Below are 14,938 nucleotides of genomic sequence, written 5' to 3'. Positions count from 1 at the left end.
CGATCAGGTAGGAAACGGAACGCATGATTTCGCGCCGCGAATTCATTCAGGTTGCCGCTGCTACGGCTGCGCTTGCCACCGGAACGGGTATTGGCGGGTTGGGCAGGGCAGTAGCCCAGCAGCGGTTGACCCAGAGGGAGCTGCTGGCTTTCGAGGCGGTCGGCAACGTTACCATCGTGCATGTCACGGACATTCATGGTCAGCTGATGCCGCTCCACTTCCGCGAGCCGTCGATCAATCTCGGCGTGGGCGAAGCCAAGGGATTGCCGCCGCATATCACGGGCAAAGATTTCCTCGCGCGTTTCGGCATTCCTCCCGGCTCGTCTGCTGCATACGCGCTCACCTCGGACGATTTCGAAGCGCTGGCCAAGACCTATGGCAAGATCGGCGGTCTGGATCGGGCCGCCACCGTCATCAAGGCCATCCGCGCGGAGCGCGGCGACAAGGTGCTTCTGCTCGACGGCGGCGATACCTGGCAGGGCTCGTGGTCGTCGCTCAAGACGCGTGGCCAGGACATGATCGACTGCATGGCTCTGCTGAAGCCCGATGCGATGACTGGTCACTGGGAGTTCACGTACGGGACCGACCGCGTCAAGCAGGCGATCGAGGGACTCGGTTTCCCCTTCCTCGGGCTCAACATCCGCGACACGGAGTGGAATGAAGCCGCTTTCGAAGCATCGACCACGCTCGAACGCGGTGGCGTGAAGATCGCGGTGCTCGGGCAGGCGTTTCCGTACACGCCGGTCGCCAATCCGCGGTGGATGATTCCGAATTGGTCGTTCGGGGTGCGCGAAGAAGACGTCCAGGCGCAGGTCGACAAGGCGCGCAAGGGTGGCGCGCAGCTCGTGGTGCTGCTTTCGCACAATGGATTCGATGTCGACCGCAAGCTGGCCGGTCACGTCAAGGGGATCGACGTCATCCTGACCGGGCACACCCATGACGCCCTGCCGGAGGCGGTCAAGGTCGGCAAAACGCTGCTGATCGCGTCGGGATCTTCCGGAAAATTCGTATCCCGGCTCGATCTCGACGTTCGGGACGGTGAGGTTAAGGCCTTCCGTTACAAGCTCATTCCATTGTTCTCGGAAGTCATCACACCCGACGCGGAGATGGCCGGGAAGATTGCGGAGGTGCGAAAGCCGTTCGCGAGCGACCTTTCCAAGGTCCTCGGCAAGACCGAATCGCTGCTTTATCGGCGCGGTAATTTCAACGGAACCTTCGACGACCTGATCTGCCAGGCGCTGCTGCAGGAGCGCGATGCGGAGATCGCACTATCGCCGGGCTTTCGTTGGGGCACGAGCGTGCTGCCGGGTGAGGACATCACCTTTGAAGATGTCACCAACGCCACCGCGATCACGTATCCGGCCGTCTACCGCATCGGGATGACGGGTGCCCGGCTCAAGGAGATCATCGAGGACGTGGCCGATAATCTCTTCAACGTTGACCCCTATTATCAGCAGGGCGGCGACATGGTGCGGATCGGCGGACTCTCCTATGCCATCGACGTGGCAAGGCCCCAGGGCCAGCGCATCTCCGACATGCGGCTGGTCAAGAGGGGCGCGCCAATCGATCCTTCCAAGGAATATCAGGTTACGGGCTGGGCCAGCGTCAACGAAGGAACCGAGGGGCCGCCGATCTGGGAGGTCATCTCGAACTATCTGATGCGTCAGAAGACGGTTCGTCTCGAACCCAACAGAGCGGTAAAAGTTACCGGAGCGTGAGATCGATGTCGAAGACGGATAATCCACAGCACTCCAGACGCAGTCTCCTCGCTGCTGGCGCCGGCGCTGCTGCGACGCTCCTTGCATCTCGTGCAGGCGCGGGTGGAAATCCCGCGAACCAGCCCCCGAACGTTCCGGAATGGACGCGTGTTCTCGGCGATGGCGTTGCCGTGCGGCCCTACGGCAAGCCGTCGAAATTCGAAAAGGATGTCATCCGGCGCGACGTCGAATGGCTGACGGCATCGCGCGAGTCCTCGGTCAGCTTCACGCCGCTGCATGAGCTCGAAGGCATTATTACTCCGAACGGCCTGTGCTTCGAGCGGCATCATGGCGGTATTGCGGAGATCGATCCGGCCGATCACCGCCTGATGATCCACGGTTTGGTCGATCGTCCGTTGATCCTGACATTAGAGGAATTGAAACGTTATCCACGCGTCAACCGCATCCATTTCATGGAGTGCGCTGCCAATTCGGGCATGGAGTGGCGGGGCGCCCAGCTCAACGGCTGCCAGTTCACTCATGGCATGATCCACTGCGTTCAGTATACGGGGGTGTCGTTGCGGACGCTGCTCGAAGAGGCGGGCGTCAAGAGCAGCGGAAAATGGTTGTTGGTCGAAGGTGCGGATGCTGCTGCGATGGACCGGAGCCTGCCGATCGAGAAGGCGCTCGATGACTGCATCATTGCATATAAGATGAATGGCGAAGCGCTATACCCCGAGCAGGGTTACCCGATGCGGCTTGTGGTGCCCGGATGGCAGGGTAACCTCTGGGTCAAATGGTTGCGACGGATCAAGGTGGGCGATCGGCCCTGGCACACCCGAGAGGAGACATCTAAGTACACCGACCTGCTGCCGAACGGGAAGGCCCGCCGCTTCAGTTGGGTGATGGACGCCAAGTCGGTGATCACCAGCCCGAGCCCGCAAGCGCCGATCAAGCATGGCAAGGGGTTCACCATCATTTCCGGTCTGGCATGGAGCGGCAACGGCAAACTCAAGCGTGTCGATGTGTCCCTGGACGGCGGACGCAACTGGCGTCCCGCCCGGCTTGACGGTCCCATCCTCGACAAGGCCCTCACGCGTTTCTACTACGAGTTCGACTGGAACGGTGAGCCGCTGTTGCTGCAATCGCGGGTGCAGGACGAAACCGGATACGTGCAGCCAAGCAAGGCCGAACTGCGCAAGATCCGCGGCGTCAATTCAATCTACCACAACAATGGGATCCAGACCTGGCACGTGCAGGCCAATGGTGAGGTTGAGAATGTCGAAGTTGCCTAGGCTGCTTTCCTTGGTCATGCTCGGATTGGCGATCGGTACGCCGGCGCTGGCGCAGAGTAAGGCGGATGCGAAGGTCGGGCCGAAGTACAACATCGGGCGCGCGCCTACTCCGGAGGAGATCCGCGGCTGGGACATCGACGTGAGGCCTGACGGGCAGGGCCTGCCGGAAGGGAAGGGTACTGTCGCGGAGGGCGAAAAGCTGTTCATGGACAATTGCTCCAGCTGCCACGGCGAATTCGGCGAGGGCAATGGCCGTTGGCCGGTCTTGGCGGGCGGCAAGGGATCCCTGACGAGCGACAACCCGGTCAAGACGGTGGGCTCTTACTGGCCATATGCCACGACCGTCTTCGACTATATTCGTCATGCCATGCCGTATGGCAATGCCGAGTCGTTGTCGGCAAACGAATACTATGCGTTGGTGGCCTACGTTCTCTATCTCAACGATATCATCAGCGACCAGAATTTCGAGCTCAACAACAAGAATCTCGCCGCGACCAAAATGCCAAACGAGCAGGGCTTTATCATGGATGACCGCTCGACCGCAGAAAGGTCGTTCTGGCAGACAAATCCGTGCATGAAGGATTGCCTGGGGCCGGTGAAGATCACCAGCCGCGCAATGGCCATCGACGTGACGCCGGACGATTCCAAAGGCGGCAAGTCACGAGGCGTCGAGTGAGCCGAGCAGAACCGAGCCGCCGCGCGTTATTCGTTGCTCTGTCCTCAATTTTGCTCGCGACCATCCTGGCGAGCCCTGTCGGGGCTGCAGACCCGCACCGGCTCGCTCTTCAGATCAGCGACGACGATCCGGCGAAAATGCGCGCGGTGCTGGATATCGCCGCCAACGTGTCCCGCTACTATTCGGGTCGCGGGGAAGAAGTCGATATCGTGGTCGTTGCCTTCAACGGCGGCCTGGATCTGCTGCTTGAGGATCGCTCACCGGTCAGGGAGCGAATGGCGAACTTTGCAAAAGCGATGCCCAATGTGAGCTTTGTCGCCTGCGGCAATACGCTGGATGCGCTCACGGCCAAGGAGGGCAGGCGGCCTCCGTTGATGGCAAAGGCCAGGGTTGTGGAGGCAGGCGTAGCCGCGCTGCTTGAGTTCTCTGAGAAGAAGTGGACGATTGTTCGACCCTGACAGGGATATCTGAATGCGTTGTTTGATCGGACTGACCGTGCTGTTGCTGTCCCTGTTGCCCGTTGGGGCCGCAGAGCAGGAACGCGAGCTGTCGATCGGCGCTCATGCGGTGCTGGCGACGCTGCGCACGCCGGTATCGATGGGGCCCGACACGCCGCTCATCGTGATCACCCACGGCACGCTCGCTCACAAGGACATGGAGACCATACAGGGCCTGGCCAAGGCTTTGGCCGAGCGAGGCATAGGCTCGCTGTCGCACACCTTGTCTCTGGGGCTGGACCGTCGCAAAGGCATGTACGATTGTGCCGTAAGACACGACCACCTGGCGGACGATGCCATTGCTGAAATCGAAGCCTGGGTTGCGGCAGCTAAGAGTCTGTCCCCTCGCGTCTACGTTCTCGGCCATTCGCGGGGAGCCAACCAGGTCGCGCGCTACTTGAAAGCTCGTCCGGATGCGCCGGTTCGGGCGGCCATGATGCTGGCGCCGGCGACGGCATCTGTCGAGGCTGCTTTGCGTGCATCCTACCTCTCGACCTATGGGGCGCCGCTCGATCCGCTGCTCAAGGAGGCTATCGCCAATATTGCGGCAGGGCGCGGCGGAGAGTGGATGTCGGTTCCTGGCTTCATTTACTGCCGCAACTCCGTTGTAACGGCACGCGCCTTCGCCTCATTTTATACCACCGATGCGCGCCAGGACACGGCTGGGCTGGTTGCCGGACTGAAATTGCCCGTTCTGGTGCTCGCAGCCGCGAAGGATACGACCGTGCCTGATGTGGCAGCTTCCTTCGCTCCTCTGGCGCGGAGTGAGAAGGTGCGCCTCGAGACGATCGAGGGGGCAGATCATTTCTTTCTGGATCTCGCGGCAGATGATGTTGCCGATCGCATCGCCGAGTTCATCAAGCAAGTTCCTTAGGAGCAAGTATGGAGCGTCGATCGATACTGCGCGCCGGACTTTCAGGGCTCCTCGGCTTCTTCGCGATTCGGCAGACGGCTGCCGCCGCCCCCCCGAAGCGCCAGCGCGTGGCCTATCACCTCGCCGACCTCGATCGCGTCGTATTCGCGCTCGGTAACATCCAGAACCATGTCGATGGCGTCGGCGGACCTGGGCAGGCCGATATCCGTCTAGTGGTTCATGGACCGGCGTTGCGAGGTTTTCATGCTTTGGCCGCTCAACCCCATATTGTCGCGGCTACGGAACGGCTGACGCAAGCCGGTGTCGCGTTCGAGGCTTGTGCGAACACAATGAAGGCGCAAGGCGTCAAGCTCGAAGATCTCACGTCGGGCTTCATCGCAGCCGAGAAAGGCGGCGTCGTTCGGCTGGCGGAACTGCAACAACAGGGGTACGCCTATTTACGCCCCTGACGTGAACATTAGAGACAGGCCGTGCTGACGCAACTCGTCGATCTCTTGAGTGAAGACCTGATCTCTTGGGTCGGCGGCTTGCTGGTGGGCGGATTGTTCGGGTTCTTTGCCCAGCGCAGCCGTTTTTGCCTCCGCGCTGCCGCGGTCGAATTCTCGCGGCGGGAGGGTGGGGCGCGCCTTGCGGTCTGGCTCCTGACATTTGCAGCCGCTCTGCTCGGCACGCAGGTCTGCGTCGCGCTGGGCTGGCTCGACGTATCGGAGGCACGGCAGCTCGCTCAGCAAGGCAGCATTTCCGGAGCTGTGATAGGCGGCGTGATGTTCGGCTGCGGCATGATCCTGTCACGTGGCTGCGCCAGCCGGCTGCTCGTGCTTTCGGCCAATGGCAATTTGAGGGCTTTGCTATCAGGACTAGTGTTCGCCGTGACGGCGCAAGCCGCCTATCGCGGCTCGTTGTCTCCAGCACGGGAATGGCTGGCCAATCTCTGGCTCGTCGATGGCGGACCGTCGCGCGATATCATGAGCCTCGTTGGCGGTGGGACATCGGAGAAGCTCGCATTCGGGGCGGTCTGGCTGCTGGCCGGATTTGTATTTGCGTTTCGGAGTCGGGTTTCGCCGGTGCTTCTTTGGTCCGCGCTGGCCACCGGCGTGACTGTCGTGGCCGGCTGGATATTCACCTATGAACTGGCGCGGGCTTCCTTCGCGCCGGTGACCCTGAAGAGTCTTACATTCAGCGGCCCTTCCGCAGAGGTGCTGATGGCGGTGCTCAATAGCCCGCAGGTACGGCTCGATTTTGATCTCGGTATCGTGCCGGGGGTCTTTCTCGGATCATTTTTGGCCGCCGCAGGAGCGCGCGAGCTGCGCCTGGAAGGATTTTCCGACGGACTTGGCATGCGCCGCTACCTGGTCGGGGCCGTGCTGATGGGCTTCGGCGCCATGCTCGCCGGCGGCTGCGCCGTAGGCGCTGGAATCACCGGCGCGTCGGTGTTTGCGCTGACGGCCTGGATCGTGTTGGGCGGCATGTGGCTCGGTGCCGGACTGACCGATCTGCTCGTCGACCGCGGGTTCACGCCTCTGTCACGCCGGGCAATCGACACGAGCACAAAGCGTGCTTGAGCAAGCGAACAGGACCTAACATACGTCCGCGCTGCCTCTGTCCAAGATTGGTGCGAGCAGAACCGCACGGGTCCGTTGCTCGAACAGCAAGCCAGTTTGACATCGATACAGGACGGTGCTCCCGTCCCGACGTGCCGCGGGAGGAGAAGGACATTCGCCACCCGACGGCCGAATTATGCGAGCGAAAGGAAAAAGCTCGCGACCGGCTTGACCGGGCGATCCCGATCATATTCACTTATGCGAATTTAATAAACTAATGTCAGGGAGGCGCCAGCGCCGGCGCTCGTCCGCAAGTAGCGAGGCGCGCACGGTGGGAGCGGCATCTTCGCATGGACGGACCCAGTACACTTACGATCCTTGGTGGCGTCGTCGTCGGTCTTACATTCGGCGCTGTCGTGCAACGCACCAACTTCTGCACGATGGGAGCGATATCGGATCTGGTGCTTATGGGCGACGGGCGTCGCTTCCGCGCCTGGTGCCTGGCAATTGCAGTCGCGGTGATTGGCACGCAGGCCCTTCACTTCGGCGGGATCATTGACGTCGACAAGTCGATCTACCTCACGACCAATCTGGGTTGGGTGGGCGCCATTGTGGGTGGCGCGATCTTCGGCCTCGGCATGACGCTGGCGGGCGGTTGTGGCGGCAAGACGCTGGTAAGGCTTGGCAGTGGCAATCTGAAGTCGCTCGTGGTTGCCCTCGTGCTTGGCGTCTTCGCGTATATGACGCTGCGCGGTCTGATTGCAGTGCTGCGGGTGCGACTTGAAGCGGCCACGAACATCGATCTCAAGGCGCATGGTCTCACGAGCCAGAATGTCGGCGAACTGGCGGGGGCCGCCTTCGGCCTGCCGTCAGGGCCGGCGCGCGTGCTCGCGGCGACCGCACTTGCTCTGGGGCTGCTGGTGTTCTGCTTACACAACGCCGAATTCCGGCGTAGCGGCCGCGATCTACTGGCTGGCCTTCTTGTTGGTCTCACCGTGGTTGCGGGCTGGATCGTGACGGGCGTCCTGGGCGCCGATGAGTTCGAGCCCGCACCGCTTGCCTCGATCACCTTCGTCGCGCCAGTTGGCGAAAGCCTGCAATACCTCATGACGTTTACCGGCTCTACCCTTACCTTCGGCATTGCCGTCGTTGCAGGTGTCGTTGCAGGTAGCTTCACGACGGCATTGGCGACGGGAACGTTCCGGGTCGAAAGCTTTGTGGATCGCGGCGATCTGATCCGGCATCTCGTCGGTTCAGCGCTGATGGGCGCCGGCGGAGTCATGGCCCTCGGCTGCACCGTTGGACAAGGCATTACGGGCGTGTCGGCGCTCGCGTTTGGGAGCCTGACCGCGTGGGTTTCCATTCTCGGCGGGGGTTATTTAGGTATCAAACTCCTTGAGCAGGAATCCCTAGGCGGCGCGATCCGAGCCATATTCGCGCGCAGCTAAGGCGCGCGTCGACCGAGCTAGCCGGCGATGACTTGATGAAATCATACGCCTCTTAATCAGCGGCTCTGTCGGATGCCGGGTTGTCTGACAATATCATGCAGCTGCTGTTGAGGAGCGTTTGAATGGCTTCAGTTCAGCGCCTGGGCAAATACCTTGATGATCCCTACAGCAGCCGTACGGTCACTTTGGCTGTGCCGCTGTTGTTTGGATAGAAGGTATCGTAAACCCAAGGTAAGCCAATTACCGCATCATTCACGTACAGAAAGAGTTCACCGCCACGGTCAGCTTTGAAAGTCGCCCTGTAAACCTGAGGTGTCGTATTTGGGACGGGTACCGGATCAAGAAAGTATTCGTCGACGCCGGTTTCGCCGACGCGCGCGATAACGCGGTACCAGGGCCGGAATAGGATACGGCGCAGTAGAATTCCGGAATAGAACTTCCATCGATCGGAGCGAGGAACAGTCGATGTGCGGTACCCGAATGGGGTCGCCGACCGTCCGTCGTCCTCCCATGGTTCGGTCATGGTGATGGCGATTTCATACCTAAACCCGGCGCGTACAGTCAGGCCCGTCGGCGCGCAAATCGCAGACGTCGCAAAATCCTTGCCGTCCTGGGCGATGCCTTTGTCGGCCGCGACAAGCTCCTTCTGAGGTGTGCCTGTGCAGAAGGCTCCCATTGAGTCGGCCACGTTAAACAAGAAGTGGCTTAGCATGTTGCGCCGAGCCAAACCATGCCGAACGCCGAAAAAGCGGAAGGACGTGCCGCTTTCCGGCTCTGATGATGAATTGATAGGCGGCGTTGGTTCGAAATGCGTAGATGGACTCATGCACGACGCCCGACAGCGGCACTGGTCCCGCCCGGTCGTGCCAAATCACGCGCATTGCATCGTTGATGCGCGCGCTCAGCGAGCTGCCGATCCACATCAACATTATCACGGCGATAATGCCGCCCGCGAACCATTCAGGATTGGCGGCATACCAGTCGGTCCACCAATGAAGAGATCTCGGGAGGAACGAGTCGACCAACCGCACGAACTCGGAAACCATCCTGAAGTAGGAATCGTATTCGTGCTCCTGGTGTCGGTCATGGACGAGCGGGAAGGCAGCTAGATGGAGTGACGCGGCGAGGGTTACAAATACGCTATCCGTCGCAGCCAGACGAAATTCCAGAGCTTCTCTTGAGCGGCAAACCGGGCCTTCGCTCCCGCCGGTGTCTCAAATGTTCTTGGACCGAGCGGCGTCAGTTTTCCGTCGATGCGCCAGACCGAGTGATAGCCCTTTGCACGGTAAGCCCTATAAGCCTTCACAGCGCCGTCATGCAATTCTCCTTCCGTATTGGCGACGACCAAGCCTTGCTCGAGAATAAGCGCAGCCAGGACACGGACAGTGAACGCGCCACGGCTAAGTCGCAACTTGAACCGAGTGTCGGCATCGGTGTTTGCGCTTCTGCGATCTAAACTTGCTCGGCAACATTAGAAGAGTAGTTGAAACGACGACGTTTGGCGGACTATCAAAGGCGCCGCTAATAGGCAGTGCAACGAAGCACTATGATCGTGCGACGAATGCCCTTTTTCGGCCGGACAAGCCCAGTGGTGCGACCGACAAGTCATTGATTGTTCTTAACCCGTGGCTGTCTCTTAATCAGCGGGTCCCAGGTTCGAGCCCTGGTGCGCCCACCAAATGAATCAACGACTTAGGCCTCCACAGTCTGTCATTCCGACAAGCGGTCAGCGGCTATTCCGACAAACTGACTGCTTTTGTTCGCTCATCGCGGCGCTTCTTGGTCCCCGAGATCAGCTGCTTACGCGTCCGCTTTGTATAAGTTGGCAATTGACGGGTCGACCGATGACGACCTGCGGCGCGTAGCTCAGCGTCTGTGAGATCGCTGTCGGCGCCTTCGGTGAAGCCTCCGTGGCGGAACGAGGTGAATGAGAGCTCGCTTCGAATCGTAGCGCCTGCGACTATCTTCTTCACGACGCTTCGCAGGTAGCGTAGATCCTTGCGCTCCGTGATCCACGGCAGCGGCGTAGTCGATTTGCGGTGCTCATGGTCGCGCCGCTCAGGACGGATGTTTACGTGAACGCTGGCCCGCCGGAACGATAGGCTTTGCTCTGCGACACCGTCGATCATTGCCGTGTGAGAAAGGCGGCGCCGGGTCTGTCCACTGTACGCGCTCGATCGGGTGACCTGGCAGGATGCTTGACCTTTCAACGGCCCATGAAGTTAGCGTGCTGGTTAGCTCGTCGAGCAGTTCCAGGGACCGCGAGTTTCTGTTCAAGCTGACGTGTTCCTCGCGCATCATGGAACTGGGCAGATCATTATTAGTTGGGCTGGATCAAATGCAATGGAGATAACCCGTGCGGCTAGTAACAATCGTTGCCTGTGTCGCTGCGTGTTCCTGCGGGGGATCGGCGATCGCCCAAACGGATCAACGCAAAGAGAATCCGGCCACTGTCGGCACGGGGCGAAGCGCTCCCGAGGAGAAAGGTCAGTTGCAGCCGCAAGGCTGGACCGGGCCGATCGAGACACGATCGGGTGGCGCGCCCCCCGAGAGTCCCCAAGGACAGAGCCCTCCCGGCATGCAACCCGCGCCGGATGGATCGACCAAGATCGTTGTCGAGCCGAACAAATAGCGCGCTTGTCCCGGCGGCCAATTCAAACACAATGAGATGCTGTCCTTGTCCGGCAGTCCTCACTCGTTGATGAGTTTCATCGTACGCCTCGCACTGCTTTCGTTCATTGCCTTGCCGCTTGCCTTCGCACAGGTGGCTCGCGCCCAGTTGATGGGGCATGGTGGACCGGTGCGGGCGATCGCTGTTTCAGCCGACGGAAAGATCCTTCTCTCTGGTGGCTTCGATGCCGCTGCCATTCGATGGTCACTCGCGAGCGAATCGGCCGAGCAAGTGTTCCGCTTTCACTCCGATGCGGTTAACGCGGTTGGTCTGCTTCCCGATGGGAGGATGGTCACGGCCGGTGCGGACGCGCGCATTGCGATCTGGACGTCGGGTCGGCAGCAGCCGGACCGGGTGCTGGAGGGACATCAGGCGCCGATTGCCGGGATCGCGATCTCGCCCGATGGCTCGATGATCGCCTCTGCATCCTGGGACCACACCGTCCGGCTCTGGTCGTTACGCAACGGTTGGCAGCGGGTGCTGGAAGGCCACTCGCAAAACGTGAACGGGGTTGGTTTCGCGCGCGATGGACGATCGCTCGTCAGCGTGGGCTATGACCTCGCATTGCGGATCTGGCATTTGCCCGATGGTGCACCCGACACCATCACCCTGCCGGTGCCGCTAAATGCGCTTGTCATCGCGGGCGATGGCGAGATCATCGCGGGAGCCGCAGACGGCAGCCTGCGCCTTTCAAGCCCTGAGGGCAGGAAGGTGGGCGAAGTTGTGGCCAGTGCGACGCCTATCGTGGCTCTGGCCATTTCCAATGACGGTGCGTTGATCGCCGCCGCCGCCGTGGGTGGTACTGTCACCATCATCGATCGCAAGGCGCGCACTGTGTTGCGAACGTTGGTCGGACCCGGGTTGCCGGTCTGGTCCGTTGCTTTCCTGCCCGACAACAAGACCTTGCTGACCGGTGGCGCCGACGGAAAAATCCGGCGCTGGGACGCGGGCACCGGCAATCCGATCGGCTCCAATCTGCTCGGCACGCCGGCCGATCCGCTGGCGGCCTATGCGGGTGATCGCGGCGCAGATGTATTTCGTGCGTGCGTTGCCTGTCACACGCTGTCGGCAACGGAGATACAGCGCGCGGGTCCGACGCTTGCGGGATTGTACGGCCGGAAAATCGCGTCGCTGCCCGGCTACCGTTTTTCCGATGCACTCAAGACGATGGATATCGTCTGGACGCCCCAGACGGTCGCAAAACTGTTCGAGATCGGTCCAAATGCTTACACCCCCGGCACGAAGATGCCGGAGCAACGCATCGGCTCGGCGGAAGATCGCCGCGCACTTACGGAGTTTCTGGGGCGCGCTACCGCGAAGTAGTCTCCAGAACGCGTTCGATTGCTCGGCCTTTCGCCACCGCTTTGCAGGCAACCCGCCTCGACCGGCGAGGGCAACATTCAATTCTTGTCTCGCTGCCGCAAATAGTCGTCCGTCGTGCGCGGCGGGGCACGCTCGGGAGCGCCGGCGATCGGATCGAAGTGCCGCTCGCTCATGGTGATGACGCGGCAGTCCGCGCACATGCGTAAGGCCTCCAGCCGCTGATCGCCGGCCGGATACATCCAGTGCCGGCCTTCCAGCTTCGCCGCGATCCGGTCGATCGTGCTCTTAACGCCAAAGGGCTGGCCGCAACGGACGCAAAGCGCGGGCTCTTCTTCCTTGATCACCTGCGCGGGCGCCCTGGCCGCGCGGAAATCGATCTGCGGTTTGAGCGTGATCACTTTTTCGGGACACGTGCTGGCGCACAATCCGCATTGCACGCAGGCATCCTCGACGAATTTGAGGACGGGACGTTCCGGATCGTCACGAAGCGCGCCAGTGGGGCAGACCGAGACGCAGGACAGGCACAACGTACACCCGTCGGTGTTGACACTGATGGTGCCAAATGGCGCATCATCCGGAAGTGGAATCACATCGGTTGGGCTTGGCGCCCGGCGATGCAATTCGCTCAAGGCAAATCGCAGCAGATCGCGCCGCTTGCCGACCGTCCGGAATGTCGCGGGCGGGCTCACTGTCACGAGGGGTTCGATGACTCCGAGCTCTCCGATGAGCACGTCGGGGTCGTCCGTCTCGATCGTTGCGACGCGAGAACCTGAGAATCCCAAGCCGGAGAGAATGGCGTCGGCCATTCCGAGTGTCTGGAAGAGACCGGCGAGATCGTGCAGGGGTCTTGCCCGCAGGAGAAAACGAACATTCGCAGCGCCGTAAGCGAAGGCCGCCACAATCGCTTCCAGCCCGACTTGCGTCACCTCGTTGACGGCGAAGGGAACCACATTCGCCGGTAAACCGTCGCTATGACGCGCCAATGCGTCGATCAGCGGTGTGCCATGTTGGGTGTCATGAAACAGCACGATCGGACGGGTCCCGCCAGCGTCGTGATAGGCGAGGAGCATGGCGCGGAGCTTGTGCAGCTGCGTGTCCGCAGGCGGCAACGAATAGGAGGCCGCGCCGGTGGGGCAGGCGGCGGCGCATTGGCCGCATCCGGCACAGACCTCCGCGTTGACGCTGACATGATCGCCGGCCGGCGTAATCGCCCCCGTGGGGCACAAATCCAGACAACGATGGCAGCCGGTCAGCTTCGAACGCGAATGGGCGCAGAGGTCCGGAGTGAAGTTGACATATTTCGGCTTGTCAAACCTTCCTACGAGATCGCGCGCCTTCAGCACCGCGCGCAGCATCGCGGCCGGATCGCCGGGATCAGCGCGCACATAGCCGTCCCGAAGATCGTGCGCCGGAAACAGCGGGGGCCCGCCCGACAGATCCAGCACGAGATCGCAGCGCGACATTGCGCCGCTACGCGAGGTCTCGAACACAAAGTGATCGCGCGACGAAGGGCGCGGAGGGGCGTAGTCGTCGATCGTGAGCTCGAAGGCGCCAAAATGTCCCTTGGCGTTGCGGATGGTCCCCTTCACGACCGGAAAAGCTGTGGCTGCCGGCGGTGTAACGTCGCCGGGAGTTTTCAGCATTACCGTGACATCGAGGTGATCGGCCAGGAGCCGGCCTGCCTCGATCGCAGCCTCATCGCGTCCGTAAATGAGAATTACGCCGTCGCTGGTCAAACTGACAAACGGGTATGCCGGCGCAGGCACGCCAGCTGCCGCAAGCAGCGCCGCCATTTTTGGACCTGCTTGTGCGCCTTCGCTCGACCAACCCGCCGTCTCGCGCACGTTCACGTATTCGATCGGTTCGGAACGCTCGCCGGCCTCATCCGCAAACAGGGCAGCCTGCTGCGTGCAGGCAACCGTCAGTGCGCGCTCCGCCTTTGCGGCGCTGCGAAATTGATCGAGCTCGGCACCGCAGAGCTGGCGGAAGTCGGCGATTTCGCTGTTGGGGCATCCAAGCCGGATCGAGGCCACATCAAGCCGCATCGTGTCTTCGCACGAGCAGATCAGGATGGTCTTGGTTGGCTGCGCCAGATGACCTCTCCACACGACGGCGCGGGATGCGGACTCGCTCCGCTCCTTCGCCTAGTATAAATATATACATTCTCAATCGGGAAAAAAGGAAACTGGAGGACAAACTGGGCCCGGCCGCAACCACTGTTTCCTCGGTGGAACCGATCAACCTGCCGCCGCCGTTTACGTTGATGCGGTTGCGCGAGAGCGGCGACGCGTTTGCCCACGCATGCCGCATCGCACCGAAGAGTGGCGCTGGCACGCTGGTCTACGTCGGGCGGTTCGACCTCGCGGAGTTCGCCGTGGTGCTCGAGCCGGGCGAGCCACTCCGAAGCGCCCGGCGTGCCTTCTACGCAGGGATGGTTGCGCTAACCGACGCCTTGCGCGCCTATGCGCCGCCGTCCAAGCAGGTCGCGATCAATTGGCCAGATGCAGTCAGAGTCGACGGCGGACTGGTCGGAGGCGGCCGGCTCGGCTGGCCTTCATCGGCAAGCGAGGACGAGCCGCCCCCATGGCTCGTATTTGGCGCCATGATCCGGACAGTCGCGATGACTGACCATGAACCGGGTGTTCATCCGCTCGCTTCCGCGCTGGACCAGGAGGGGTTTGGCGAGGCGGGTGCCATCCAGGTGACGGAAAGCTTTGCCAGGCACCTCATGCGGGCAATCGACGGCTGGCAGATCGACGGCTTTGACAGCGTCGCGCGCGAATATCTGGCCAGGCTGTCACGTGAACGTCAGACCCTGCAACAGATCGGCGACAATGGCGATCTGCTCTCGCGCCGGGTCGGAACCGAGGAGATCAGCCGACGTAAGTTGGTCGAAGCCCTGGCTGTGCCGTCCTG

General features: G+C 61.6%; 15 protein-coding genes. 10 read left to right on the top strand and 5 right to left on the bottom strand.

Annotation, left to right across the window (positions count from 1 at the left end; translation table 11 throughout):
• Positions 1 to 23 precede the first annotated feature (23 nt).
• The 8 genes from soxB to HY852_RS08200 all read left to right on the top strand — a co-directional run bounded on the left by soxB (position 24) and on the right by HY852_RS08200 (position 8,028).
• The gene (gene soxB / locus HY852_RS08235) at positions 24 to 1,718 is read left to right on the top strand and encodes a thiosulfohydrolase SoxB (RefSeq protein ID WP_291603941.1); all 1,695 of its coding nucleotides are present in this window, start codon (positions 24 to 26) and stop codon (positions 1,716 to 1,718) included.
• 5 nt (positions 1,719 to 1,723) lie between these two features.
• On the top strand, positions 1,724 to 2,992 hold the full coding sequence (soxC, locus tag HY852_RS08230) for a sulfite dehydrogenase (RefSeq protein ID WP_291603940.1): 1,269 nt from the start codon (positions 1,724 to 1,726) through the stop codon (positions 2,990 to 2,992).
• Positions 2,961 to 3,668: a cytochrome c gene (locus HY852_RS08225; protein ID WP_291603939.1), complete on the top strand. Its 708-nt coding sequence runs from the start codon at positions 2,961 to 2,963 to the stop codon at positions 3,666 to 3,668. Before soxC ends, HY852_RS08225 begins: the two co-directional genes overlap by 32 nt.
• 38 nt (positions 3,669 to 3,706) lie before the next feature.
• Entirely contained in the window at positions 3,707 to 4,126 is a 420-nt protein-coding gene (locus tag HY852_RS08220; protein WP_291603975.1) for a hypothetical protein, read from the top strand.
• A gap of 13 nt (positions 4,127 to 4,139) precedes the next feature.
• Positions 4,140 to 5,039, top strand: coding sequence for an alpha/beta fold hydrolase (locus tag HY852_RS08215; RefSeq protein WP_291603938.1), 900 nt, complete (start codon positions 4,140 to 4,142; stop codon positions 5,037 to 5,039).
• An 8-nt stretch (positions 5,040 to 5,047) separates the two neighbouring features.
• Positions 5,048 to 5,488: a DsrE family protein gene (locus HY852_RS08210; protein WP_291603937.1), complete on the top strand. Its 441-nt coding sequence runs from the start codon at positions 5,048 to 5,050 to the stop codon at positions 5,486 to 5,488.
• Positions 5,489 to 5,509: 21 nt separating this feature from the next.
• A complete protein-coding gene (locus HY852_RS08205) occupies positions 5,510 to 6,601 on the top strand; it encodes a YeeE/YedE family protein (protein WP_291603936.1) in 1,092 nt (363 codons plus the stop codon).
• Positions 6,602 to 6,930: 329 nt separating this feature from the next.
• Entirely contained in the window at positions 6,931 to 8,028 is a 1,098-nt protein-coding gene (locus HY852_RS08200; protein ID WP_291603935.1) for a YeeE/YedE family protein, read from the top strand.
• A 163-nt stretch (positions 8,029 to 8,191) separates the two neighbouring features.
• Here HY852_RS08200 and HY852_RS08195 read toward each other — a convergent pair whose 3' ends face one another.
• The 4 genes from HY852_RS08195 to HY852_RS08180 form a co-directional block, all read right to left on the bottom strand.
• A complete protein-coding gene (locus HY852_RS08195) occupies positions 8,192 to 8,740 on the bottom strand; it encodes a hypothetical protein (RefSeq protein WP_291603934.1) in 549 nt (182 codons plus the stop codon).
• Positions 8,718 to 9,074 (bottom strand): hypothetical protein, encoded by a 357-nt coding sequence (locus HY852_RS08190; RefSeq protein ID WP_291603932.1) that lies wholly within the window; start codon positions 9,072 to 9,074, stop codon positions 8,718 to 8,720. The genes HY852_RS08195 and HY852_RS08190 overlap by 23 nt, the downstream gene beginning before the upstream one ends.
• Before the next feature lie 83 nt (positions 9,075 to 9,157).
• Positions 9,158 to 9,376: a hypothetical protein gene (locus HY852_RS08185; protein WP_367116351.1), complete on the bottom strand. Its 219-nt coding sequence runs from the start codon at positions 9,374 to 9,376 to the stop codon at positions 9,158 to 9,160.
• A 385-nt stretch (positions 9,377 to 9,761) separates the two neighbouring features.
• Positions 9,762 to 10,157 carry a hypothetical protein gene (locus HY852_RS08180; protein ID WP_291603929.1) on the bottom strand — a complete coding sequence of 132 codons (396 nt, stop codon included), beginning with the start codon at positions 10,155 to 10,157 and terminating at the stop codon, positions 9,762 to 9,764.
• Positions 10,158 to 10,729: 572 nt separating this feature from the next.
• On the opposite strand from HY852_RS08180, the gene HY852_RS08175 reads away from it, so the two are divergent.
• Complete coding sequence (locus HY852_RS08175; RefSeq protein WP_291603974.1) at positions 10,730 to 12,022, top strand: c-type cytochrome; 1,293 nt, start codon at positions 10,730 to 10,732, stop codon at positions 12,020 to 12,022.
• 77 nt (positions 12,023 to 12,099) lie between these two features.
• Here HY852_RS08175 and HY852_RS08170 read toward each other — a convergent pair whose 3' ends face one another.
• On the bottom strand, positions 12,100 to 14,067 hold the full coding sequence (locus HY852_RS08170; protein ID WP_291603928.1) for a 4Fe-4S binding protein: 1,968 nt from the start codon (positions 14,065 to 14,067) through the stop codon (positions 12,100 to 12,102).
• A 218-nt stretch (positions 14,068 to 14,285) separates the two neighbouring features.
• Between HY852_RS08170 and HY852_RS08165 the strand changes: the two genes are divergently transcribed.
• Positions 14,286 to 14,938, top strand: a 653-nt coding sequence (locus HY852_RS08165) for a biotin/lipoate--protein ligase family protein (RefSeq protein WP_291603973.1), incomplete at its 3' end; no start/stop codon positions are given.

The sequence above is a fragment of the Bradyrhizobium sp. genome (assembly GCF_016213215.1).
Taxonomy (GTDB): domain Bacteria; phylum Pseudomonadota; class Alphaproteobacteria; order Rhizobiales; family Xanthobacteraceae; genus Bradyrhizobium.
Note: the sequence above shows the minus strand (reverse complement) of the source record. Positions and strands in the feature narration are given on the sequence as shown.

What these genes read in the sequence shown, in the direction of transcription:
- soxB (WP_291603941.1), top strand. Translation starts at nt 24, where the DNA reads ATGATTTCGCGCCGCGAATTCATTCAGGTTGCCGCTGCTACGGCTGCG.
- soxC (WP_291603940.1), top strand. Translation starts at nt 1,724, where the DNA reads ATGTCGAAGACGGATAATCCACAGCACTCCAGACGCAGTCTCCTCGCT.
- HY852_RS08225 (WP_291603939.1), top strand. Translation starts at nt 2,961, where the DNA reads ATGGTGAGGTTGAGAATGTCGAAGTTGCCTAGGCTGCTTTCCTTGGTC.
- HY852_RS08215 (WP_291603938.1), top strand. Translation starts at nt 4,140, where the DNA reads ATGCGTTGTTTGATCGGACTGACCGTGCTGTTGCTGTCCCTGTTGCCC.
- HY852_RS08210 (WP_291603937.1), top strand. Translation starts at nt 5,048, where the DNA reads ATGGAGCGTCGATCGATACTGCGCGCCGGACTTTCAGGGCTCCTCGGC.
- HY852_RS08200 (WP_291603935.1), top strand. Translation starts at nt 6,931, where the DNA reads ATGGACGGACCCAGTACACTTACGATCCTTGGTGGCGTCGTCGTCGGT.
- HY852_RS08195 (WP_291603934.1), bottom strand. Translation starts at nt 8,740, where the DNA reads ATGCTAAGCCACTTCTTGTTTAACGTGGCCGACTCAATGGGAGCCTTC.
- HY852_RS08190 (WP_291603932.1), bottom strand. Translation starts at nt 9,074, where the DNA reads ATGGTTTCCGAGTTCGTGCGGTTGGTCGACTCGTTCCTCCCGAGATCT.
- HY852_RS08180 (WP_291603929.1), bottom strand. Translation starts at nt 10,157, where the DNA reads ATGATCGACGGTGTCGCAGAGCAAAGCCTATCGTTCCGGCGGGCCAGC.
- HY852_RS08175 (WP_291603974.1), top strand. Translation starts at nt 10,730, where the DNA reads ATGAGTTTCATCGTACGCCTCGCACTGCTTTCGTTCATTGCCTTGCCG.
- HY852_RS08170 (WP_291603928.1), bottom strand. Translation starts at nt 14,067, where the DNA reads ATGCGGCTTGATGTGGCCTCGATCCGGCTTGGATGCCCCAACAGCGAA.